This window comes from Prochlorococcus marinus CUG1435 (genome assembly GCA_017644375.1).
Classification (GTDB): domain Bacteria; phylum Cyanobacteriota; class Cyanobacteriia; order PCC-6307; family Cyanobiaceae; genus Prochlorococcus_A; species Prochlorococcus_A marinus_AH.
Genome location: JAEPLP010000001.1, coordinates 1,473,443 through 1,495,242 on the forward strand (window position 1 = coordinate 1,473,443; position 21,800 = coordinate 1,495,242).

Sequence of the window (21,800 nt, forward strand, 5' to 3'; positions counted from 1 at the left end):
ATGTGAAAAAAAAAATTCATTCATTTTTCTTAATTGTTCTTGTATTAGTAACATCTCCTTTCTTATTAAGATATTTACTAGCAAATCAGAAAATAACTATTTTAAATAGTTTTTATTTTAATTTCCCGGGAATTATAACTAAAAACAAAATATGTCCTACTTATGATGCTTTATTGAATCAAAGACTTGATGATTCCTTTAGTGTATCAATTATTAATAATAAAGGGGAAATAATAAGTTCCTACAATGAGCATGTTCCAAGGTTGCCAGCATCTAATCAAAAATTATTCTCATCAGCTTATGTTTTAAGTAAATATAAATTAAATAATAATTTAAAAACTTCCTTATTTAAAAATAAAAACGATTATTATTTACAAGGTCAAGGTGATCCAGATCTTAATTATGAAGATATAATCGAACTAATTTCAAATGTTAAAGAAAATAAAATTATTAATTTTAATATTGTAGAAATTGATTCAAAATTATATTGGCCTAATGGTTGGACAAATACTGATAAACTTTACGAATATGGTTCTCCAATTACAACTCTTGCAATAGAAAGTAATCACAATAAATATGATGATATTTATACAGTAAAAAATTTAATTAAAAATTATTTAAAAAATAAATTTCCAAATTCAAAAATAAATATAGATTTTTTTAACTCAGAAAAAACTTCTTATTTAAAAAATATTGAAGAGATAAATAAAATATATTCAACTCCAATTCTTTCATTATTAACTCTAACAAATTCTGAAAGCCATAATTTCACAGCTGAATCTCTCTTCAAAAATGCCTCAAATTCATGGAACGATAATGACTATATAAAATTGAAAAGATGGCTTGAAAATAAGGGCCTCCCAGTAAATAATGCATACTTTGCAGATGCTAGTGGATTGTCTCGTAAAAATAAAATTACGACAAACTTAGTTGTATTGTTTTTAGATAAAATGAGATATTTTAATGATTTTAAAGCTTATCAATCTACACTTTCAATTACGGGTGTAAGAGGAACATTAGCTAAAAGATATGTAAATAGTGAATTATCTGGAAAGTTTTTTGGAAAAACTGGGACTCTTTCAAATGTCTTTGCATTATCTGGCTTTTTATATAAAAATGAAAAACCAATAATTATAAGCATTATCCAAAATTCTTATAAAATTGATAAAGAAAAAGCATTTAAATTATTACGTGATATTTATTACTTGAAATCTTGTTAATAGAAATATTATTTAAAATATTCTTTTAAATCCCTCTCAACAGAGGGAGGTACCATGTGATTAATTTCACCACCAAATTTTGCAACTTCTTTTACTAAAGAGCTACTAAGAAAACTATAATTTGTATTTGTCGATAAAAATATAGTTTCAATATCATTATTAAGAGATTTATTTGTATGAGCAATCTGAAGTTCATACTCAAAATCACTCATTGCTCTTAAGCCTCTAAGAATAAGATTAGCTTTTAGATCATTTGCACAATCAACAGTTAGACCAGAATAAGAAATAACCTCAATATCAGGTAAATGAGAAAGAGAATTGTTTATTTGTATTATCCTTCTTTCAAGATTAAATGTTGGTGTTTTAGAAGTATTTTCTAGAACAGCAACTACTAGATTGCCAAATATTTTTTCAGCCCTTTCTATTAAATCAAGATGCCCGTTTGTTAAAGGATCAAATGTACCTGGATAAAGAATTTTCATGAATTTATTATTATCGAATAAGAAATTTAGTTAAAATAAGATTATTAGCTAAATCAATTATGACATTAAATCTAGAAGCAAAAAAAATCTTATTAAGAAAAATACCTCACGGATTATTTATTTGTGGCGTTAGAGACGAGGATAAAGATGAAGTGAATGGATTTACTGCAAGTTGGGTGACTCAAGGTTCCTTCACACCACCATTAGTTGTAATGGCTGTTAGAGCAGAGGGTTCTAGTCATGAAATAATAAACTCTACCAATAAGTTTTCATTAAATGTGCTCAAAAGTGATCAAAAGGATCTAGCTGCTGTTTTCTTTAAACCTCAAAAAGCATTAGGAGGTAGATTTGAATCTGTTGAATTTAAATTAGGCGAGCTTGGATTGCCTATATTAGTTGATAGTGTTGGTGGAGTTGAATGTAATGTTGTTGGAAGTGTTATGCATGGAGACCATACAGTTTTTGTAGGAGAGGTTCAATCTGCTTATCTTAATAATGATGTTGACTCACTAAATTTATCTTCAACTGGCTGGAATTATGGAGGGTAATAATTATAAATGAGTAATTCCTCTATCGGAAAAATAAATAACAAATATAATTTTAAAATTGAATATAAATTAATTAATAATAAGGAGTTATTAAAATCAAGATTATCCGAAATTCCAAAGTCATCTGGTTGTTATCTTTTTAAAGATATTGATAATAACTTACTTTATATCGGTAAATCTAAAAAACTACGCAGTAGAGTAAGTAGTTATTTCAATAATTATTCAGATTTAACCCCCCGATTAAGTTTGATGGTTCGTCAAATAACTGAAATAGAAATAATAGTTACAGATAGCGAATATGAAGCATTAAATTTAGAGTCAAATTTAATCAAAACAAACAAACCATACTTTAATATTCTTTTAAAGGATGATAAGAAATATCCATATCTTTGTATAACTTGGAGTGAAAAATATCCTCGAATATTTATTACAAGAAGAAGAAGAAATAGAAACAATTTAGATAGATATTATGGACCTTATGTTGATGTTGGATTATTAAGGAGAACGTTATTTACGATAAAAAAAATATTTCCACTTAGACAAAGACCAAGGCCAGTCTATAAAGATAGAACTTGTTTGAATTATTCAATAGGAAGATGTCCAGGTGTTTGCCAAGAAGTTATATCATCTGATGATTATAAAAAAATAATGAAACAAGTATCTATGATATTTCAGGGAAGAAATGATGACTTAGAAATATTTTTACAAACAAAAATGCTGCAATTTTCAAATGATTTAGATTATGAGAATGCAGCAAAAATAAGAGACCAAATTTCAGGTTTAAAATTATTAACTGAATCACAAAAAATATCAATACCAGATTCTTCAATTAATAGAGATATCTTTGGAATAGTTTCAGAAAAAAATGTAGCTAGTATACAAATTTTCCAAATGAGATCTGGTAAGCTAATTGGGAGAATTGGCTATAGTCAAAAATTAAATAATGAAGATGAAAATCTTATTCTACAAAAGATATTGGAAGAGCATTATATGAATGTTGAAGCTGTAGAAATACCATCAGAAATTCTTATTCAATATAACCTTCCAAAACAAGCAACCATAGAGGATTGGTTAACGGAGCTAAGAAAAAAGAAAGTAAAAATCTTAATCCCTAAAAGAAATAAAAAACATGAAACTGTAGAAATGGTTTTAAAAAATGCGAAATTGGAATTAGATAGAATATTAAATGGAATACAAGATAATGAATCATCAATTGAGGATCTTGCCCAAATACTTGAATTAAGCGAACAACCTAAAAGGATTGAAGGTTATGATATAAGCCATATTCAAGGTAGTGACCCTGTAGCATCACAAGTAGTTTTTATTGATGGGATTCCTTCTAAACAGCATTATAGGAAATATAAAATTAAAGATCCAAACGTTTTTATAGGACATAGTGATGATTTTGCTTCGATATATGAAGTAATACATAGAAGGTTTAAAAAATGGTCAAAATTTAAAAAAAGTGGAGGGGATTTTTCAATATTAAATGATAAAACGAATAGTAAATTAGACAATGAACTTCTATCAGATTGGCCTGATTTAATAATGATTGATGGAGGAAAAGGACAGTTAAATGCAGCTATTAAAGCATTAAAAGAATTAAATCTTGAGGAAGAAGTAACTATATGTTCATTAGCAAAAAAAAATGAAGAAATATTTATTCCAGGCTTTACTAAGTCTCTTGATACTGATCAAAATCAAAAAGGAGTTCTTCTATTAAGAAGGGTAAGAGATGAAGCACATAGATTTGCATTATCTTTTCATAGAGACAAAAGATCTAAGAGAATGAATAGATCTCAATTGTCCCAAATCAGTGGATTAGGACCATCAAGAATAAGAGAATTGCTTGAGCATTTTAAATCAATAGACGCGATAAGAATAGCTAGTAAAGAGGATTTATCAAAAGTTAAAGGACTTGGAAAAAATTCAGTAAATGATATATATGAATATTTTAACGAGTTATAAATATTAATTAATTTTTGAAAAATAGATTTCTTGATATTGTTAAATATAACTATATTAAAAATATATATTTATAAATTAATTTAGTAATTTGGCAGCTGAAGCATATCTCTGGTTTAAATCACTTCACATTATTGGTGTAATCGTTTGGTTTGCGGGACTTTTTTATTTAGTAAGACTTTTTATATATCATGAAGAATCTAAAAATATGGATAATGAATTAAAAATTGCCTTTAATAAACAATACACCTTGATGGAAAAAAGGCTGGCAAATATAATCACAACACCTGGAATGATATTAGCTTTAAGTATGGCTGTATGCATGGTTATTATGCAACCAAGTTGGTTAAGTGAGAAGTGGTTGCAAATTAAAATTTCTTTTGTTTTAGGATTAGTAATTTATCATTCTTATTGTTACAAAATAATGTATTCATTACAAAATGGTACTTCAACCATTTCAGCAAAAAACCTTAGATTATTAAATGAATTGCCTACTTTATTATTATTTATAATTGTACTTTTAGTTATTTTTAAAAATAATTTTCCAACTAGTGTTGCTACATGGAGTGTAGTTGGACTAATTATTTTCATGTTGGCTTCAATACAATTTTATGCAAAGATTAGAAAGAAAAATGAGAATTCATTAAGTAATGAATAGGGAAGACTTAGTAAAATTAACTTCAAATATTAATAAAAATAGTTGTCCTAAAAATATTAATTTTCACTGTCATACAAAATTTAGTGATGGAAGTCTAGAACCATATGAACTTTTAGAACAAGCTTATAAAAATAACTTGAAATTTTTATCAATAACCGATCATCATACAATTAAAGCTCATCAATATATAAAAAAATATAATATACTCAAAAATTATCCTAAAGATTCTTTTACATTAATTTCAGGAATAGAAATTAATTGTTTGATCCTAGGATGTTTAGTACATGTAATTGGATTGGGAATAGATATAAAAAGTAAATATTTAAATCCCTACATCCTTGGAGAGTCTCCAATAGGTAATGATTTAAATATTAAATCAGTTATTAAAGCAATAAATTTAGCTGGTGGTTTATCATTTCTTGCACATCCAGCTAGATACAGGATTCCTTTTTATAAATTAATTCCAGAGGCCAAAATACAAGGTATTGATGGAATAGAGGTTTGGTACGATTATGAACTTAATGAAGTATGGAATCCTAGTTTATTTGTATGTTCTGAAATAGATAAATTAGCAGATAAATATTCAATGCTAAAAACATGCGGAACAGATAGTCATGGACTTTCGCTATTAGGTAGATAATTCAGAATTCGTTTTTTTCAATTATTGAATCAGTATTAATAATTATGTTCTTTAAATTTTCAATGACATCTGATGAACAATTATTCCACATTTTTCTATTGACAATTTCAAGAAATCGTTGTGCGATATCTCTTAAAGCCCATGGATTATTCTCTAAAAAGAAATTCCTAAGATCTAGATCACATAACCATGATTTATAAACTTCCTCATAACACCAATCGGAGACTACTTCAGTAGAGGCATCAAAAGCATATAAGTAATCTAGTGTAGCTGAAAATTCAAACGCTCCTTTATAACCATTATCCTTCATTCCATTTATCCATTTAGGGTTAAGTATTCTTGATATAACAACATTATTAATTTCATCTTGTAATTTTGAAATTTTAGATAATCCAAATTTTGATAAATCACCATGATACATTTGAGGTAATTTACCGCTCAATTTTTTTACTGCTGAAGATAATCCGCCCTGAAACTGATAATAATCATCAGAATCTAAAATATCATGTTCCTTATTATCTTGGTTATGAACAACTAACTGCACATTTTTAAGAGCATTTTCTAATGATTTTTTATCCTCTATAGGTTCAAGATTATCACTGTAAATCCACTTACTCCAATTAATAAAAGATTCTCCAAAATCATCAATATTTTCCCAATTAGAATTTGAAATTAGTTCTTGCAGACCAGCTCCATATGAACCTGGCGCTGACCCAAATATACGATTAATTGAATCACCATCTCTTGATGCCCCAGCAAGAGGGTTAAACTTATCGTCCTCATTAAGATTAGAAACAAGATTTATTGCTTTAGAAGTTAATTTAACAAGCTGTGGAAATGCATCTCTAAACATTCCCGAAATCCTTAAAGTAACATCAACCCTCGGTCTTTCGAGAACAGATAAAGGAATGATTTCTAGATCTACTACTCTTCTTGAAGGCCCATCCCAAATAGGCTGTACTCCTAATAAATATAGTATTTGACAAATGTCTTCACCACCGTTTCTCATTGTGGATGTTGCCCATACAGATATTGCTATATTTTTTAAATCTTCTCCATTATCTTGTTTGTATAAATCAAGTATTTGTGAAGCGGATTGAATACCAACACTCCATGCTGATTCAGTTGGCAGTCCTCTCGAATCAACTGAAAAGAAATTTTTACCAGTGGGTAAAGCTTCAGTTTTACCTCTCGTAGGGGCTCCAGATGGACCACTTTTTACATATTGTCCATTTAATGAATTAATAAATGATAATTTCTCATTATATGAAGAATTAATGATTGGATATAGAATCTCTTTTTTTAATAATAAAAAATAATTATTATGTTTTTTTTCATTAAAGAAATAGTCTATTATTTTCTTATTTTTATATTTTTCTAGATTTTTTATATTGGTATTATTTTTGTAAAAAAACAAATATATAAGATATTTTGCTTGTTGTTCCAAAAAATCAATAGCCATTCTAAAGTTTAAAATGTTTTTATTGGAAAAAGTCAATAATATTTTTTTATCATTTTCACTTAGCATTTGATCATATTGATTTGTCCAAGGATTCAAATCTAGTTTTAAATGTTTTGCTATATATTGAATAACACCAATTCTGTTGGCATTTGGTACTCTAGCAATACACATGAATAAATTTATTTCATTAATGTCATTCTGCCTATTGCCAAAAATATGCAAACCTGTCCTAATTTGAGATTCTTTAATTTTGCAAAGAAAGGAATCAATTTCTTCTATTTTATTATTTTTATTCATTAATGTAATTTCGCTAAAGTCATTTTTAATTAATTCAAAAATGGATTTTTCTATTATTTTAATCCGATTAGAATTTAATAATTTTGCTTCAAAATATTCGTCTAAATAATTTTCTAATATTGAAAATTTTCCATATAATTCTGATCTATCCAAAGGAGGGGTTAAATGATCAATAATTGTTGCAGCAGTTCTTCTTTTAGCTTGGGATCCTTCGCCAGGATCATTTACTATAAAGGGATATATGTTTGGTATTGCTGGACAAATAATATTTGGAAAACATTTATTGCTGAGACCTATAGATTTGCCCGGTAACCATTCAACAGTCCCATGTTTACCAATATGGCATATAGCATTTGCATTAAAAACTTTTTCTATCCAAATATATTGTGCTAAATATCTATGTGGAGGTGGAAGATCTGGAGAATGAATATCTCTATCAGTGAAAGCGTCATAACCTCGTTGAGGTTGAATCAATAATGTTATTTTTCCAAATCTAATACCATTTATTGAGAAGCCTTTATTATCTAGATCGATCGCATCAGATGGTTTACCCCAACGATTAATAATAATATTTTTAGGATCAGGCTCAAAATAATTCCAATATTTTAAATATTCACTAAGTGGTAAGTAATCTAATGGTTTATTATTTTGAGATTCAATATCATTAGTTCTAGTTTTTATAAGCATTGACATTAATTCCGAAGAATCTTGAGGATAATTACAAGATCCAAGGTCATAACCTTCTTCTTTTAACCAATTAAGAATATTTATTATTGAAGATGGTGTATTTAGACCAACGCCATTACCGATTCTTCCGTTCTTTACAGGATAATTACTTATTACTAAACAAATTCTTTTATCAAAATTATTAAGTTTCTGAAGTTTCACATAATTTGTTGTAAATTTTGAAATCCATTCAATACCTACTTGATCAGCTTTGTAACTACTTATTTCACTATATAGTGTATTTTCCTTAGAAATTATTTCTTTAAATGCTGAAGGACAGGTAGTAATTCTTCCATCAAATTCGGGAATAATTATTTGCATTAATAAATCAGATGAATTCATTCCAATGGATGAATTTAACCACTTTTTTCTTGATCTATTGGAAGAAAGAAGCTGTAGAATTGGAATTTTAAGGAAAGTAAAAATATTTGTTGAATTTTCAATTAAATCGTTATTTTTGATTTGAGATGAAGAAAATGAAGTTGTAGTAATTATTAGTTTAATATCTTCTTTTTTAAAAATATCTATTAATTTCTTCTGAATAATATGATCTTTTAGTGTTGAAATAAAAAATGTTTTAGGAGATAGTCCGCATTTTCTTAATTGCAAGTTTAGTTTTTCGTTTACTTCAATTTCATTAGCCAAAAAAAGTGATTTATAGGATATTATTCCTATCTTTTCGCCTTTTTCATTTTTCCAATCATATAAATAGGGATCTGCATAAAAAGTAATATTCAAAAACTCATCAGGAATTAATTTTTCATCTACAACTAAATAATTTAAACAATTAAGAAAATTTCTATAATTATCCAATCCTCCAGATCTTAGTAATCTAGAAATATTTAATGCAATTTGTTTTTCTATACTACTTATTTCACATAAGGAAATTTCCTGATCAATGGTACCTGATAGGATTACTAACTTCCTTTTTTTATTAACTGCTTGCCAATTTAAAAGTTGTTCAATTCCATAGTTCCATGTACCTTTATCTCCAAATATTCTAAGTACGACAACTTTTGCATAATTAATTGTCTTTAATAAATAATTATCTATTTGAGCTGAGGAATTTAAATTAGAAATTTCTAAAGCTCTTATATTATTTTTTAATGAAGCAAATTCTTTTTCTAACAATAAGTTTGATATAAGATTTAAATCAGCCTTGACACTTGTTATAAAAATAAAATCTGCAGCCGGTTGCTCAATTAAATCATCCTTATTCTTTTCATTTCCTGCTATATTTAATATCCTGTGCATTTTTATATATAAATAAGGTTTAGAATACGTAAGTAGGTTAAAACAAGTTTACCTTAATTAAATAAATTAAATATGCATGAATTTCTTCCATACGCCTGGTTCGAAGGTAAATGTATTCCATTTAAAGAAGCAAAAATATCAATAGCTACTCATGCACTACATTACGGTACTGCTGCATTTGGAGGAATGCGAGCGATACCTAACCCAACAAACAAAGAAGAATTCCTTTTGTTTAGAACTGATAAACATATAAAAAGATTATCTCAAAGTGCAAAATTACTCTTAACTGAAATTTCTGAAGAATATATTTTTAAAGCCTTAGAAGAAGTTATAAAAAGAAACAAGCCAGAAAAACCTATTTATATAAGACCTTTTGTATATACAAGCGATTTAGGTATAGCTCCAAGGTTACACAATATTGAAACAGATTTCTTTATTTATTGTATTGAACTAGGAGATTATCTATCCCCAGATGGTGTTTCTTGTAGAATGAGTAGTTGGACAAGACAAGAAGATAGATCTCTCCCCTTAAGAGGAAAAATAAGTGGAGCATATATTACTAGTTCATTAGCCAAAACAGAAGCTAGTTTATCGGGTTTTGATGAAGCCCTGCTATTAAATTCAAGTGGTAAGGTAAGCGAAGCTAGTGGTATGAATTTATTTATTGTAAGAAACGGAGACTTAATCACTCCTGGTGTTGATCAAGATATCCTGGAGGGGATTACTAGAGCTAGTGTAATTGAATTAGCAAAATCATTTGGAATAAATGTAATTGAGAGGCCTGTTGATAAAACAGAATTATTAATAGCAGATGAAGTTTTTCTAACTGGTACAGCAGCAAAAATTACACCAGTTAAAAAAATTGAATCAACTGAATTAAATTATGAAAGACCAATAATGAATAAATTAAAAAGTAAGCTTATAGAAATAACAGAAGGTCGTTCTCAAGACTATGATAATTGGGTAACAAGAATTTCACTAAAATAAATTATTTTTTACCTAAAAATGGAATCTTTCAGAACCTATCTAAATAGAGATGAAAAACCATTAATTATTTTTGACGGAGGTACTGGAACATCATTTCAGAACTTGAATCTTACTGCAGATGACTTTGGAGGAAAAGAATTAGAAGGTTGTAATGAAAACCTTGTATTATCATCACCAAAAGTAGTTGAAAGGGTTCATGATTCATTCCTAGAAGCAGGTTGTCATGTTATAGAAACTAATACTTTTGGAGCCTCATCCATAGTTCTTGATGAATATGATATTGCGGATAAGGCATATGAAATAAATAAAAATGCTGCATTAATAGCAAAAAATGCAGCGTCCAAATATGCATCAGTTGATAAACCAAGGTTTGTTGCTGGTTCAATTGGACCAACCACTAAATTACCGACATTAGGTCATATAGATTTTGATGAATTAAAGCAATCATATAAAGAACAAATATATGGTCTTATAGATGGAGGAGTTGATCTTCTGTTAATTGAAACTTGTCAAGATGTATTGCAAATAAAATCTGCCTTATCAGCATCAAAAGAAGTACTTGATAGTAAAAATATAGATTTACCCATAATGGTATCTATAACAATGGAAACAACAGGTACTATGCTTGTTGGATCTGATATCGCATCTGCATTAACAATACTAGAGCCATTTAATATAGATGTCCTTGGACTTAATTGTGCAACTGGTCCAGAACAAATGAAGGAACATATTAAATATTTGTCTGAAAATTCACCCTTCGCTATAAGTTGTATTCCCAATGCAGGACTACCTGAAAATGTTGGTGGTGTCGCTCATTACAGATTAAAGCCAATAGAATTAAAAATGCAGCTAATGAATTTTATCTACGACTTTAATGTTCAATTAATAGGTGGATGTTGTGGGACGACACCTGATCATATTAAATATCTTTCTTCAATAATTGACGAAATTATTGATATTGAAAGGACTATCAAAAATGGTAAGAACAATTCAAGTGGATATATTCCTTCTGCTTCATCAATATATAATTCTGTGCCGTACAAACAAGATAATTCAATCTTGATTGTAGGAGAAAGATTAAATGCAAGTGGATCTAAAAAGGTAAGGGAGTTATTAAATAAAGATGACTGGGATGGACTAGTTTCAATTGCCAAGCAACAACAAAAAGAAAATGCACACGTACTTGATGTGAATGTTGATTATGTGGGGAGAGACGGAGTGAAAGATATGAAGGAAATAACTTCAAGACTCGTTACCAATATAAATTTGCCATTAATGATTGACTCTACAGATGCAGACAAAATGGAAAGTGGATTAAAGTCAGCTGGTGGTAAATGTATTTTAAATTCAACAAATTACGAAGACGGTGATGAAAGATTTGATCAAGTTCTAAATTTAGCATTGGGGTATGGTTCAGGACTTGTTGTCGGAACTATTGATGAAGATGGAATGGCAAGGAATGCAGATAAAAAATATAACATTGTTAAACGAGCGATTAATAGAACAAGAGAATGTGGTTTGTCAGATTATGAGCTCTTTTTTGATCCATTAGCTTTGCCAATATCTACTGGGATAGAAGAAGATAGATTAAACGCTAAAGAAACAATTACTGCTATATCAAAAATTCGTGATAATTTCCCAGATATTCATATCATACTGGGTATATCAAACATCAGTTTTGGTCTTTCACCATTATCTAGGATTAATTTAAATTCAATATTTTTAGATGAATGCATTAAAGCGGGATTGGATTCTGCTATCATCGCACCAAATAAAATTTTGCCATTATCAAAAATTTCTCAAGAAACTAAAAAGCTTTGCTTAGATTTGATATATGACAAAAGAGAATTTGAAGATGATATTTGTATTTATGATCCATTAGTAGAATTAACAAAGGCTTTTCAAGATTTATCTATTCAGGATTTTAAAAAAGCATCTTCAGAAAATAAAAACTTAACTCTGGAAGAAAGTCTAAAAAATCATATTATTGATGGAGAAAAAATAGGTTTAGAGGATCAATTAAATAAAGCTTTAAAAAAATATAAACCTCTTGAAATAATTAATACCTTTTTACTAGATGGGATGAAAGTTGTAGGGGATTTGTTTGGCTCAGGTCAAATGCAATTGCCATTTGTACTACAATCAGCAGAAACAATGAAATTTGCGGTTTCAATTTTAGAACCATATATGGAAACTGTAGATCAAAACATATCAAATGGAAAACTCTTAATAGCAACTGTCAAAGGCGATGTTCATGATATTGGGAAAAATTTGGTTGACATAATACTTACAAATAATGGTTATGACGTTATAAATCTTGGAATAAAGCAAGATGTTTCAGCAATTATAGATGCACAAAAGAAGCACAATGCAGATTGCATAGCTATGAGCGGATTACTTGTAAAATCAACTGCATTTATGAAAGATAATTTAGAGGCTTTTAACAATGAAGATATTAGTGTACCAGTAATATTAGGAGGCGCAGCCTTAACCCCAAAATTTGTAAATGAGGACTGCAGCAAAATATATAAAGGGAAAATATTGTACGGAAAAGATGCATTCACTGATCTTAAATTCATGAATGAATATATGGATAATAAAAAAAAGGGTAATTGGTCAAATACTGAGGGTTTTATTAACAATGAGGGTATAACTATTAATTTAGCCTCATCAAAATCCAACTCTCAAGCTGTTAAAGAATCAATATCAATAAATACCGAGATTTCCAAATTAAATTTAAAAGAAAATTTTATTAGATCTAAATTTATAAATGAAGAAGAACCAATTCAAGCTCCTTTCTTAGGAACGAAAGTCTTGAACGACGTTGATATAGATTTAAATAAATTAATTTTTTATTTAGATACAAAAGCTCTATTTAGCGGACAATGGCAAATAAAAAAAGGAAAAAACCAAAGCGTAGATGAATACAATAACTATTTGGATTCATATGCTAAACCACTGTTAGATAAATGGTTAGAGACAATTATGGAAAAAAAACTTATTTCACCCAAAGCAGTTTATGGATATTTCAAATGCGGGAGAAAAGATAATAGTATTTTCATATTTGATAAGAAATCATTAAATAAAATTTCCCAATTTAATTTTCCAAGACAAAAATCAGGGAATAATCTATGCATAGCTGATTTTTATTGTGATTTGAAAAATGATAATCCGATAGATATATTTCCTATGCAGGCAGTAACCATGGGCGATATTGCTAGTGAATATTCTCAACAATTATTTAAAGAAGATAAATATAGCGATTATTTGTTATTCCATGGGCTTACAGTGCAATTAGCAGAAGCTCTAGCTGAGTATGTCCATGCATTAATTCGTATCGAATGTGGTTTTAGGTCTGAAGAACCAGATAAAAATAGAGAAATACTAGCTCAAAAATATAGAGGAGCTAGATATTCTTTTGGTTATCCTGCATGTCCAAAAGTATCTGATTCAAACATACAATTATCATTGTTGGATGCAAAAAGAATAAACTTGACGATGGATGAATCTGAACAACTTCATCCAGAACAAAGTACTACAGCAATCATTTCACTACACTCAAAAGCTAAATATTTCAGCGCTTAAGCTAAATCATTAGTTATTTTCTAAATATTCAATAATCTCTTCCTGTAGTTCTTCCATCATTTCATTATCACCCAGATCAAGTCCCTCACCCGCGGCATCCTGTGTTAACTCAAGATAATATGAAGCACCATCACTAGATAAAAATTCTAATGCAGAAGTTTCATCACTATCTTTAAAAGCTTCATAAAGAGCTTTAAATGCTATGTTTTCAGTAAATTCCCAATCCATAATGAAAAAAACCTTATTAGAATTATTACCTCCTTACCCCCCATCCTCGTCAACCTTTTTTAAAGAAATGTTGGTGTTTTATTATTATTAAAAAAAATCTATGTCCTTAAATAATCAAAATCAGTTAAATGTCCTAGGAGAAAAAATTAAGGTTTGTAGTTGCGCACCTATGACAGGGTGGTTCAGAGATGGATTTTGTAATTATGACAAAAATGATGGTGGGAATCATTCCATATGTTGCGTAATGGATGATAATTTCCTGAAATATAGTAAATCACAAGGTAATGATTTAATAACTCCCATGCCTGTTTATTCCTTCCCAGGACTAAAGGATGGTGATCATTGGTGTATTTGTCTTGATAGGTGGAAGCAAGCATTATTAGACGGTCTTGCACCAAAAGTCATATTAGAATCAACGAATATTGTAGTCTTAGAATCAGTACCTCTGGAAAAATTGAAAGAATATCAATTTAATAAAAAGTAATTACAAGTTTATTTTTTTTTTTAAAATGATTATGATAAATTTTTTTAAATGAGTTCAGAAATATATTGGAAAAAAGCACTTGAACAAACTCGATTATCAATTGACGATAAATCATTATATCCTCTCAAAACTGATATTATTACAAGAGATATATATGAAAAAGAGGACTTCATAATTAGGAAACTCGATACTTCAAAATTTAATAAAAAAAAAATTTATGGTCCTAAGCAAAATCCATTTTGTCCTTGGGAAAAGATACTAGAAATTGATAAAATTGGAGATAATCATCAACTAATATTAAATAAGTACCCTGTACAGAAAGGTCATATTTTACTTATTACAAATAAATGGAAACCTCAAAATGGGTGGTTAGATATTAAAGATTGGAGAGCGATCCAACAAGTTAATAAAGATACTAGTGGATTATGGTTTTTCAATAGTTCTCCAATTGCGGGTGCAAGTCAACCTCACAGGCATTTTCAACTTCTGCGTAGATCTAAAGGTGAGATATCATGCCCTAGAGAAAAGTGGTTTTTAGAGATGAACTCATATCAAGATCTAAATAGTAAGCTTAAAAAAAATATTATTGTATCCAAATTTAATTTTTTAGAAAATTCATCATGTCTTTTTGAATTTTATTTAGAATTATGCAAGAAATTAGGACTAGGGGACCCTATTAGGGATAATAAACCTGTACATCCTTACAATATATTATTAACTAATAAATGGATCGCAATTATAAAGAGAAAAAATGATCATATTCATGGTTTCAGTATTAACAGTTTAGGATTTGCAGGATATCTATTAGTAACTGAAAAATCAAATATTAATTATCTAAAGAAATTTGGGCCTGAAAAACTTCTAGAAAGTTTTGTTTGAATACTAGTTATTTACTTCAACTTCTTTATCTCTGGTTATTTGGGTTTCTAGAACTTCTATAGATGCTGTTACGGAGGCGATTTTACGTTCAAGTGAATCCTTAATATAATTGAGCATTTCTAATTTCTTATGTTGATAAAAACTTTTTTTTTCTTTAGGTGATTTGAAATAGCAATTAAACATTTTTATTTTAATTATAAAAAGATCCTTAATTAACTTGTGACATGAAAATAAATTGGTTTTAATTTAATAACAATATTCCGTATGGACTTTCAATATTTTTTGAATAAAATTAAATAAATTCCATACTTTTCAAGAAAATATTATTGAATATTCCTGAGAATTCAAATACAAAAAGAATTTCAATTGATTTACCTGAGGAACTAATTTCCAGGTTTGATCAATTACGAAAAGAGTGGGGATTTAGAGCAAGAGGACCTGTAATAGAAAAGATACTTAAAGAACTTCTTCAAGAAGATGATTTACTACCTAAGAACCAACAACAAGAAATAGACTTTAACGAGAAAAATAATAATAATAATGGAAATTTAAATATTGATGATAATACTGCATTGGTATTAATTAAATCAGACATTAAAAAAGAAAATAATGAGATATCTTTAAACAAAAGAGTTTTAAATAAAGATCAATATAAAGAAAAAATCAACTCAAACATAAGCCTTCCCAATTTTGTTGAAAAAAAAGTGAAGAATCTAAGAAGAAGTATTAATAGTGCAAAATTAAAAGAGAATATTAATGATATTCAAATTAATACAATTAAAGAAACTGAATTAATAAAATGTCGAATAGCTTTAATTAGTCATTGGAAAACCTTATATGGAACAGTTCCTAACGATCATGTAGTAGAAGCTTCGATGGATTGGTTTGGAAGTGATATATGGCCAAATCTTGAGGGAACCGAAAATCTACCCTTTACGTGGAGTGCAGCCAATAAATTCATGTCTGAATTATGTCCATTTTGGATAAAGAAAAATCCATCCCTTGAAATTGTTTTATTAATGATTGGAGTTTTAGAAGACCCATTTGCCACATCAGATTTAATTAATAGGATACCAACTCTAATGAGAAGGTTTGTAAGTAGATTTAAGCGAAATAACAGTTCAAATTCATTTGAAACCTTGGACTCAACAATGACGGTACATGGAGCACTTAAATTATTGAATTTATCAACATCCGCAGGATCAGCTCATACATTGCGAAAAATAAAGGAAGCATATAAATCATTGGCCTTGGAAACGCATCCAGATGCGGGAGGATCAATAGATCAAATGAGAAAATTAAATGATGCGTATCAATTGCTAAAAAATTTATATAGAAATTAGTATAACTATTCTTATATGAGACTAAATATAAGTCTAGTAACTAGTCTAATATAAGATTAATACGACCATTATTCCGTTCTTTATCAATTATTTATAAGTCAAAATTAACCTCCTCAATTATCTTGAAGAAATAGAAACTAAAATATAATTTAATTTTTTCATAATGAAGTATTTTGTTGTATAGTTATTCTTATATGAGACTTATAATTAGTCTCGTATTTGGTCTTATATAAGAAATAAAAGATATTAATTTTTTTTATTTGAATAAACTATGTCCAGGTAATTTTTAGCCAAAAAATTATAAATTAATTAATAAATCCAGAAATCATGTCCTCTCAATGTCCAATAAAAAATGAATTTCAATAATTAATTGCTATAACAGGCTTTCAATTTTTATTGTACTGCCTTATAGACAGTACTACTTGGATTGCAGCTTTTGAATGACGGTTTGTTTGCCGATACTAGGAACATCATTTAAACCATTAGCATCAAACCATGGAGCACTTGCCCAATCAAACCCCTCACCAAAAGTATTATCAGGAGAAGTTATATACCAATGACACGATGCATCTGGAACATCAACTGAGCATTTCGACCAATCATCTGACCACTGAGGAACTTGCACCCAGAGCAACGAAGAAAGCAGAAATGAAAGTATATTTATCATGATTAATATCATACAATAGTAGCTAGTTTTGTGCGATTATCAACTATCTCATAGTAGAACCATTAATAGACTTATTATTAGTCTCATTTAAGACTTGTAATTGCGCTAACTTCTCAAGGTTGTATCAAATATTTTCTCAACATTTGAAATAATATTTGAATGAATTGTTGAAATATCTGAGTCGAGTAATGTTTTATCTTTGTCTCTATAGGATAATCGAAAGGTATAACTTATATTATCTTCCCCAAGATTAACATCCTCAAAAACATCAATTAAATCAACATCTTCTAGTAAATTTTTTCCTGTTTTTCTTATTTGAGATATTATTTCATTAATTAGATATTTCTTGCTAAAAATAAAATTTATGTCCCTTTCCATTTTTGGAACAATTGGGTACTGCTTGTATACTGGAATCCATTTATTTTTCCTTGTAGCGGCTCCCAAAAGTATTGGAATATTTATACTAAATAAATAAATTTTTTTTAAAGCCTTCTTATCTAATACAAGTTTAGGGTGAATTTCACCAAAATATCCTGCATCTTTTCCTTCGATAAATAATTTAGCTGTCCTCCCAGGATGAAGGAAATCCATAGAATTAGTAGGCCTATCATCAATTTTTATATTTAAACATGATAAAGCTTCCTTTAACTTGCCTCTTGCCTGATAATAATTAAGATCATTATCTCCAACTGAATTAACCCATTTATCAAATCTTTTATTTCCAAAAATTGCGCCATTCAATATTTCTTCTTGAATAAATTCTGAATTCTTTAAGAAAACATTTCCAACTTCAAAAACATAACAACTTGTTTGTCCAGCTTTTATATTACGATTTACAATCTCTAAATGTTCTTTCCATATATTATTTCTAAGACAGCTAGTCTCTTGTAGCAAAGGGTTAGAAATTTTTATAAGTTTGTCATTTTCTTCTGGAACAAGAGAATAACTTAGTACCTCATTAAAACCATTATCAATAAAGCCATTTTTTATCTTTCTTAAAGCCAACTGCTCTGATGTTAATTTTCCAGGCTTAATAGGATTAGGTAGATTTAAATCAAATCTGTCATACCCTATTAGTCTCGCAATTTCTTCAATTAAATCTATTTCCCTAATTAAATCTTGTGATCTATTAGGAATTACTGCTACATCCCAGCCATATTCTTTACTTTTTAAAGTACAACCTATGAGTTTTAATTTATCAATTATTTCATGATCAGATAAATTTCTTTTATCTAATTGATCATTGGTAATTAATTTACCAAGAATTTTATGTATACGACTTCTTCGTAATTTTATAAAATTATCCTCGTTATTTATTAAATTTGAGGTATGAATAGTTGGTTTAATAATAGTAAAAAATTCTTCTAGAAGATTGATAGCTCTTGTTACAGAATCTATTGTATTTTGAGATGAAATACCTTTTTCATATCTGCTACTAGATTCAGTTCTTATCCCAATTTCCTTCGAGGATTTTCTTATGGTAACGGGATTAAAAACAGCTCCTTCTAGATAAATAGATGAAGTAGTATTGGATACCGAAGTCTCTAAACCTCCCATAACACCAGCGATAGCGATTGGTTTATCACAACAAGTAATTACTGTTATATTTTCATTTAAATCGTATTTTTTTCCATCTAGGCATACGAGACTTTCATTATCTACTGCTTTCCTAACAGAAAAGTCTTCAGGAGTAACTTCCTTACCAATTAGACTTGATAATTTATCTTTATCAAAAGCATGCAATGGTTGACCTTGTTCTAGAAGAATATAATTTGTTAAATCAACTAAAAGATTTATCGATTTTATACCAGATTTTTGTAAACGATCTTTAATCCATCTTGGAGATAATTTTTCACCATTAACTCCATCAATCAGAGTTATAGTATAAAGACAATGTGATGTTATTGCTTCGGTGCAAAGCTTAATTTCTTTAAGTAAGTGAATATTATATCTATGATTTAAATCTGGAAAATTGAATTTTGATTCCAAAAGAGCAGAAATTTCGCGTGCTATACCTATAACTGACATTCCATCAGGCCTGTTAGCTGTAATGGCTAAATCATAAACAAAATCATTTAATTGAAGCAAATTAGACGCTGGAGTCCCCAATTCATGTTTCAAGGCTAAATCTTCATCAATAATCGCAATCCCATCACTGGAGTCCTCTAAACCAAGCTCCTGCAATGAACATATCATTCCTTCACTCAATACACCTCTGATTTCGCTTCTTTTAATAGTTAAATTTACAGCATTTAATTTTGCACCCACAGTGGCAATATAGACATAAATATTTGGTTTTATATTTCGAGCACCACAGATAATTTGCAAATTCTTTGTATTACCAATATCGACATGGCAAATAGAAAGCTTATTGGAACCTTCATGTTTTAAAACAGATAAAACCTTACCTAAAACAACGCCATTAACATTTTTTGAACAGTCTTCTAGAGATTCAACCTCAAATCCCCCTATGGATAATTTCTCAGAAAGATCTTCAGGAGTAGAGTTAATTTCTACTAATTTTTTTAACCAATTATGAGAAACTTTCATGTATAAATTTTATTCAATGATAATAAAAGAATTGGAAATATCTTCAAAATAGTTTCTTGAAGATGTACAATAGAAAATTATACATTAACGTATTAATTAAAATGGCCAAAAAAGGGACAAGAGTTGTAGTTACCCTAGAATGTACTGAGGCTAGAACAAGCACAGACCCTAAGAGATCTAATGGTGTCTCAAGATATACTACCGAAAAGAACCGTAGAAATACTACTGAAAGATTAGAACTAAAAAAGTTTAATCCTCATCTAAACAGAATGACTATTCACAAAGAAATAAAGTAATCAGAACAAATCATGCCTAATTCAATTTTTAAAAAACAATTATCACCTATTAAACCGGGAGATCCTATTGATTACAAAGATGTAGAACTTCTCAAAAAATTTATTACTGAGAGAGGAAAAATTCTACCAAGAAGAATGACTGGTTTAACATCAAAACAACAAAGGGATCTTACATTAGCTGTTAAAAGGGCAAGAATTGTAGCACTTTTACCTTTTGTAAATCCAGAAGGCTAATGCAATATTGGATATAGTTAGCTCTATAATTAATATTCCAAATATTTGAAAGATTTAACTAATTTAAAAACGTATATTATAGATTCTGAAAATCCACATGAAGTGGATGATGCTATTTCTCTAGAAATAAAAGAAGGAAATATGACAAAACTATGGATACATATTAGTAATCCTTGCAAACTTTTTTTGCATGATTCTAATATTGATCTTGAAGCGAGAAGGAAAAACAATAGTTTATATCTTACGGATCAATATATCTCAATGCTCCCTACAGAAATTCTTAATAAGGCAAATCTAGCTCAAAATAAGATTTCAGAAACTATAAGCGCATCAATAGAATTCAACGACGATGGTTCAATAGATAAGTATGAGATAATTGAAGCTATTATCAAACCTAAATATCAATTAACATATGACGATGCAAATGAAATATTGGAATTAGAACCCAAAGAAGAAATTGAATTAATTCAAATTAAAAATTTATTAGAAAAAAGTATCTTATTTAGAAAAAAACAAGGGGCAATTTTATTTGAGGGACCTAATTGTAAAATTAAATTAAATAAAGATAAAATCTTAATAACTAAATTAGAAAAAACGATAGCACAAATTATTGTTGCAGAAGCAATGATATTAATGGGTTATGTTACAAGTTTATTTATAAATAAATATAACTTAGCGGCTGCATATAGAGTTCAAAAAATTAATTGTAATCCAAACGAAATTCTTACAAAATATAATGAAAGTGAAATTAAATATATACTATTAAAGCAATATATGGGAAGAAGTTATATTACAATTAAACCCGGTAATCATGAATCATTGGGGCTACCAATGTATGTACAATGCACTTCACCATTAAGAAGATATTTAGATTTAATTATACAAAGACAGGTTTATAACAAAATTAATAATTATGAACTTCTCAGTACAAGTTCTATTTCTAGAATTATAGATTATTCTAAAAATAGACAAACAGAAAATAATAATATCTTTAAAAATGATAAATTCAAATATTTATCAATATTTTTTAAAAATGAAAATAAAAATTTTTATAAAATAATATTTGTTAAGTGGATTAATTATAAAAAAAATATAGCTTTAGTTTTATTCCCAGAGTATTCACTAGAAATTCTTATTACTCTTTTTGTATCAATAGAAATATATAGTAATAAAATATATAAAGTAAAATATAACATAAATGATAATAATCTTTTAGAGTTTGTTTATTAAAAAAAGAATTTAATCTAACTACTTATTATTAGTAAAAAATATTTGTTAAAATTAGCAAAAAAGTT

The 21,800-nt window shown here is 28.3% G+C and carries 19 protein-coding genes; 13 read left to right on the forward strand and 6 right to left on the reverse strand.

All coding sequences use genetic code 11. The features are described 5' to 3' along the window. The first annotated feature begins 2 nt into the window (after nt 1-2). On the forward strand, nt 3-1,220 hold the full coding sequence (locus JJ844_08375) for a D-alanyl-D-alanine carboxypeptidase (GenBank protein MBO6975692.1): 1,218 nt from the start codon (nt 3-5) through the stop codon (nt 1,218-1,220). Between the two features lie 8 nt (nt 1,221-1,228). On the opposite strand, the gene coaD is transcribed toward JJ844_08375, so the two are convergent. Then, nucleotides 1,229-1,702 carry a pantetheine-phosphate adenylyltransferase gene (gene coaD / locus JJ844_08380; GenBank protein ID MBO6975693.1) on the reverse strand — a complete coding sequence of 158 codons (474 nt, stop codon included), beginning with the start codon at nt 1,700-1,702 and terminating at the stop codon, nt 1,229-1,231. Nucleotides 1,703-1,761: 59 nt separating this feature from the next. Here coaD and JJ844_08385 point away from each other — a divergent pair, with 59 nt between their 5' ends. The 4 genes from JJ844_08385 (at nt 1,762) to JJ844_08400 (ending at nt 5,513) form a co-directional block, all read left to right on the forward strand. After that, the gene (locus JJ844_08385; GenBank protein MBO6975694.1) at nt 1,762-2,250 is read left to right on the forward strand and encodes a flavin reductase; all 489 of its coding nucleotides are present in this window, start codon (nt 1,762-1,764) and stop codon (nt 2,248-2,250) included. Nucleotides 2,251-2,259: 9 nt separating this feature from the next. After that, entirely contained in the window at nt 2,260-4,218 is a 1,959-nt protein-coding gene (uvrC, locus tag JJ844_08390; protein ID MBO6975695.1) for an excinuclease ABC subunit UvrC, read from the forward strand. A gap of 88 nt (nt 4,219-4,306) precedes the next feature. Beyond that, nucleotides 4,307-4,873: a protoporphyrinogen oxidase HemJ gene (hemJ, locus tag JJ844_08395; GenBank protein ID MBO6975696.1), complete on the forward strand. Its 567-nt coding sequence runs from the start codon at nt 4,307-4,309 to the stop codon at nt 4,871-4,873. Beyond that, entirely contained in the window at nt 4,866-5,513 is a 648-nt protein-coding gene (locus tag JJ844_08400; GenBank protein MBO6975697.1) for a PHP domain-containing protein, read from the forward strand. Before hemJ ends, JJ844_08400 begins: the two co-directional genes overlap by 8 nt. A 1-nt stretch (nt 5,514) precedes the next feature. On the opposite strand, the gene cobN is transcribed toward JJ844_08400, so the two are convergent. After that, nucleotides 5,515-9,252, reverse strand: coding sequence for a cobaltochelatase subunit CobN (gene cobN, locus JJ844_08405; protein ID MBO6975698.1), 3,738 nt, complete (start codon nt 9,250-9,252; stop codon nt 5,515-5,517). Nucleotides 9,253-9,324: 72 nt separating this feature from the next. Here cobN and JJ844_08410 point away from each other — a divergent pair, with 72 nt between their 5' ends. Together JJ844_08410 and metH are read left to right on the forward strand one after the other, a co-directional pair. Further along, the gene (locus JJ844_08410) at nt 9,325-10,239 is read left to right on the forward strand and encodes a branched-chain amino acid transaminase (GenBank protein ID MBO6975699.1); all 915 of its coding nucleotides are present in this window, start codon (nt 9,325-9,327) and stop codon (nt 10,237-10,239) included. Between the two features lie 18 nt (nt 10,240-10,257). Continuing rightward, nucleotides 10,258-13,824, forward strand: coding sequence for a methionine synthase (gene metH / locus JJ844_08415; GenBank protein MBO6975700.1), 3,567 nt, complete (start codon nt 10,258-10,260; stop codon nt 13,822-13,824). Nucleotides 13,825-13,833: 9 nt separating this feature from the next. Here metH and JJ844_08420 read toward each other — a convergent pair whose 3' ends face one another. Continuing rightward, entirely contained in the window at nt 13,834-14,052 is a 219-nt protein-coding gene (locus tag JJ844_08420) for a hypothetical protein (GenBank protein ID MBO6975701.1), read from the reverse strand. A gap of 100 nt (nt 14,053-14,152) precedes the next feature. On the opposite strand from JJ844_08420, the gene JJ844_08425 reads away from it, so the two are divergent. Next, nucleotides 14,153-14,536 carry a DUF2237 domain-containing protein gene (locus JJ844_08425; protein ID MBO6975702.1) on the forward strand — a complete coding sequence of 128 codons (384 nt, stop codon included), beginning with the start codon at nt 14,153-14,155 and terminating at the stop codon, nt 14,534-14,536. A 48-nt stretch (nt 14,537-14,584) separates the two neighbouring features. Further along, nucleotides 14,585-15,415 (forward strand): ATP adenylyltransferase, encoded by an 831-nt coding sequence (locus JJ844_08430; protein MBO6975703.1) that lies wholly within the window; start codon nt 14,585-14,587, stop codon nt 15,413-15,415. Nucleotides 15,416-15,418: 3 nt separating this feature from the next. Here the strand turns inward: JJ844_08430 and JJ844_08435 are convergent, their stop codons facing one another. Then, entirely contained in the window at nt 15,419-15,598 is a 180-nt protein-coding gene (locus tag JJ844_08435) for a hypothetical protein (GenBank protein ID MBO6975704.1), read from the reverse strand. A gap of 143 nt (nt 15,599-15,741) precedes the next feature. Here JJ844_08435 and JJ844_08440 point away from each other — a divergent pair, with 143 nt between their 5' ends. Then, nucleotides 15,742-16,758 carry a molecular chaperone DnaJ gene (locus tag JJ844_08440; protein ID MBO6975705.1) on the forward strand — a complete coding sequence of 339 codons (1,017 nt, stop codon included), beginning with the start codon at nt 15,742-15,744 and terminating at the stop codon, nt 16,756-16,758. 418 nt (nt 16,759-17,176) lie between these two features. Here JJ844_08440 and JJ844_08445 read toward each other — a convergent pair whose 3' ends face one another. Both JJ844_08445 and JJ844_08450 read right to left on the reverse strand, forming a co-directional pair. Then, entirely contained in the window at nt 17,177-17,425 is a 249-nt protein-coding gene (locus JJ844_08445; GenBank protein ID MBO6975706.1) for a hypothetical protein, read from the reverse strand. Nucleotides 17,426-17,530: 105 nt separating this feature from the next. Next, nucleotides 17,531-19,975: a phenylalanine--tRNA ligase subunit beta gene (locus JJ844_08450; GenBank protein MBO6975707.1), complete on the reverse strand. Its 2,445-nt coding sequence runs from the start codon at nt 19,973-19,975 to the stop codon at nt 17,531-17,533. 101 nt (nt 19,976-20,076) lie between these two features. On the opposite strand from JJ844_08450, the gene rpmG reads away from it, so the two are divergent. From rpmG to JJ844_08465, 3 genes are read left to right on the forward strand one after another with little or no spacing between them, the layout of a single operon-like run. Next, a complete protein-coding gene (rpmG, locus tag JJ844_08455; protein MBO6975708.1) occupies nt 20,077-20,271 on the forward strand; it encodes a 50S ribosomal protein L33 in 195 nt (64 codons plus the stop codon). 12 nt (nt 20,272-20,283) lie between these two features. Then, nucleotides 20,284-20,505, forward strand: a complete 222-nt coding sequence (locus JJ844_08460) for a 30S ribosomal protein S18 (protein MBO6975709.1) — start codon at nt 20,284-20,286, stop codon at nt 20,503-20,505. A 45-nt stretch (nt 20,506-20,550) separates the two neighbouring features. Next, the gene (locus JJ844_08465) at nt 20,551-21,735 is read left to right on the forward strand and encodes an RNB domain-containing ribonuclease (GenBank protein ID MBO6975710.1); all 1,185 of its coding nucleotides are present in this window, start codon (nt 20,551-20,553) and stop codon (nt 21,733-21,735) included. The last annotated feature ends 65 nt before the right edge of the window (nt 21,736-21,800 follow it).

Bases quoted from the DNA above. Each gene is read 5' to 3' on its own strand.
- coaD (MBO6975693.1), bottom strand. From the start codon at position 1,702: ATGAAAATTCTTTATCCAGGTACATTTGATCCTTTAACAAACGGGCAT.
- JJ844_08385 (MBO6975694.1), top strand. From the start codon at position 1,762: ATGACATTAAATCTAGAAGCAAAAAAAATCTTATTAAGAAAAATACCT.
- uvrC (MBO6975695.1), top strand. From the start codon at position 2,260: ATGAGTAATTCCTCTATCGGAAAAATAAATAACAAATATAATTTTAAA.
- JJ844_08400 (MBO6975697.1), top strand. From the start codon at position 4,866: ATGAATAGGGAAGACTTAGTAAAATTAACTTCAAATATTAATAAAAAT.
- cobN (MBO6975698.1), bottom strand. From the start codon at position 9,252: ATGCACAGGATATTAAATATAGCAGGAAATGAAAAGAATAAGGATGAT.
- JJ844_08410 (MBO6975699.1), top strand. From the start codon at position 9,325: ATGCATGAATTTCTTCCATACGCCTGGTTCGAAGGTAAATGTATTCCA.
- metH (MBO6975700.1), top strand. From the start codon at position 10,258: ATGGAATCTTTCAGAACCTATCTAAATAGAGATGAAAAACCATTAATT.
- JJ844_08420 (MBO6975701.1), bottom strand. From the start codon at position 14,052: ATGGATTGGGAATTTACTGAAAACATAGCATTTAAAGCTCTTTATGAA.
- JJ844_08425 (MBO6975702.1), top strand. From the start codon at position 14,153: ATGTCCTTAAATAATCAAAATCAGTTAAATGTCCTAGGAGAAAAAATT.
- JJ844_08430 (MBO6975703.1), top strand. From the start codon at position 14,585: ATGAGTTCAGAAATATATTGGAAAAAAGCACTTGAACAAACTCGATTA.
- JJ844_08435 (MBO6975704.1), bottom strand. From the start codon at position 15,598: ATGTTTAATTGCTATTTCAAATCACCTAAAGAAAAAAAAAGTTTTTAT.
- JJ844_08445 (MBO6975706.1), bottom strand. From the start codon at position 17,425: ATGATAAATATACTTTCATTTCTGCTTTCTTCGTTGCTCTGGGTGCAA.
- JJ844_08450 (MBO6975707.1), bottom strand. From the start codon at position 19,975: ATGAAAGTTTCTCATAATTGGTTAAAAAAATTAGTAGAAATTAACTCT.
- rpmG (MBO6975708.1), top strand. From the start codon at position 20,077: ATGGCCAAAAAAGGGACAAGAGTTGTAGTTACCCTAGAATGTACTGAG.
- JJ844_08460 (MBO6975709.1), top strand. From the start codon at position 20,284: ATGCCTAATTCAATTTTTAAAAAACAATTATCACCTATTAAACCGGGA.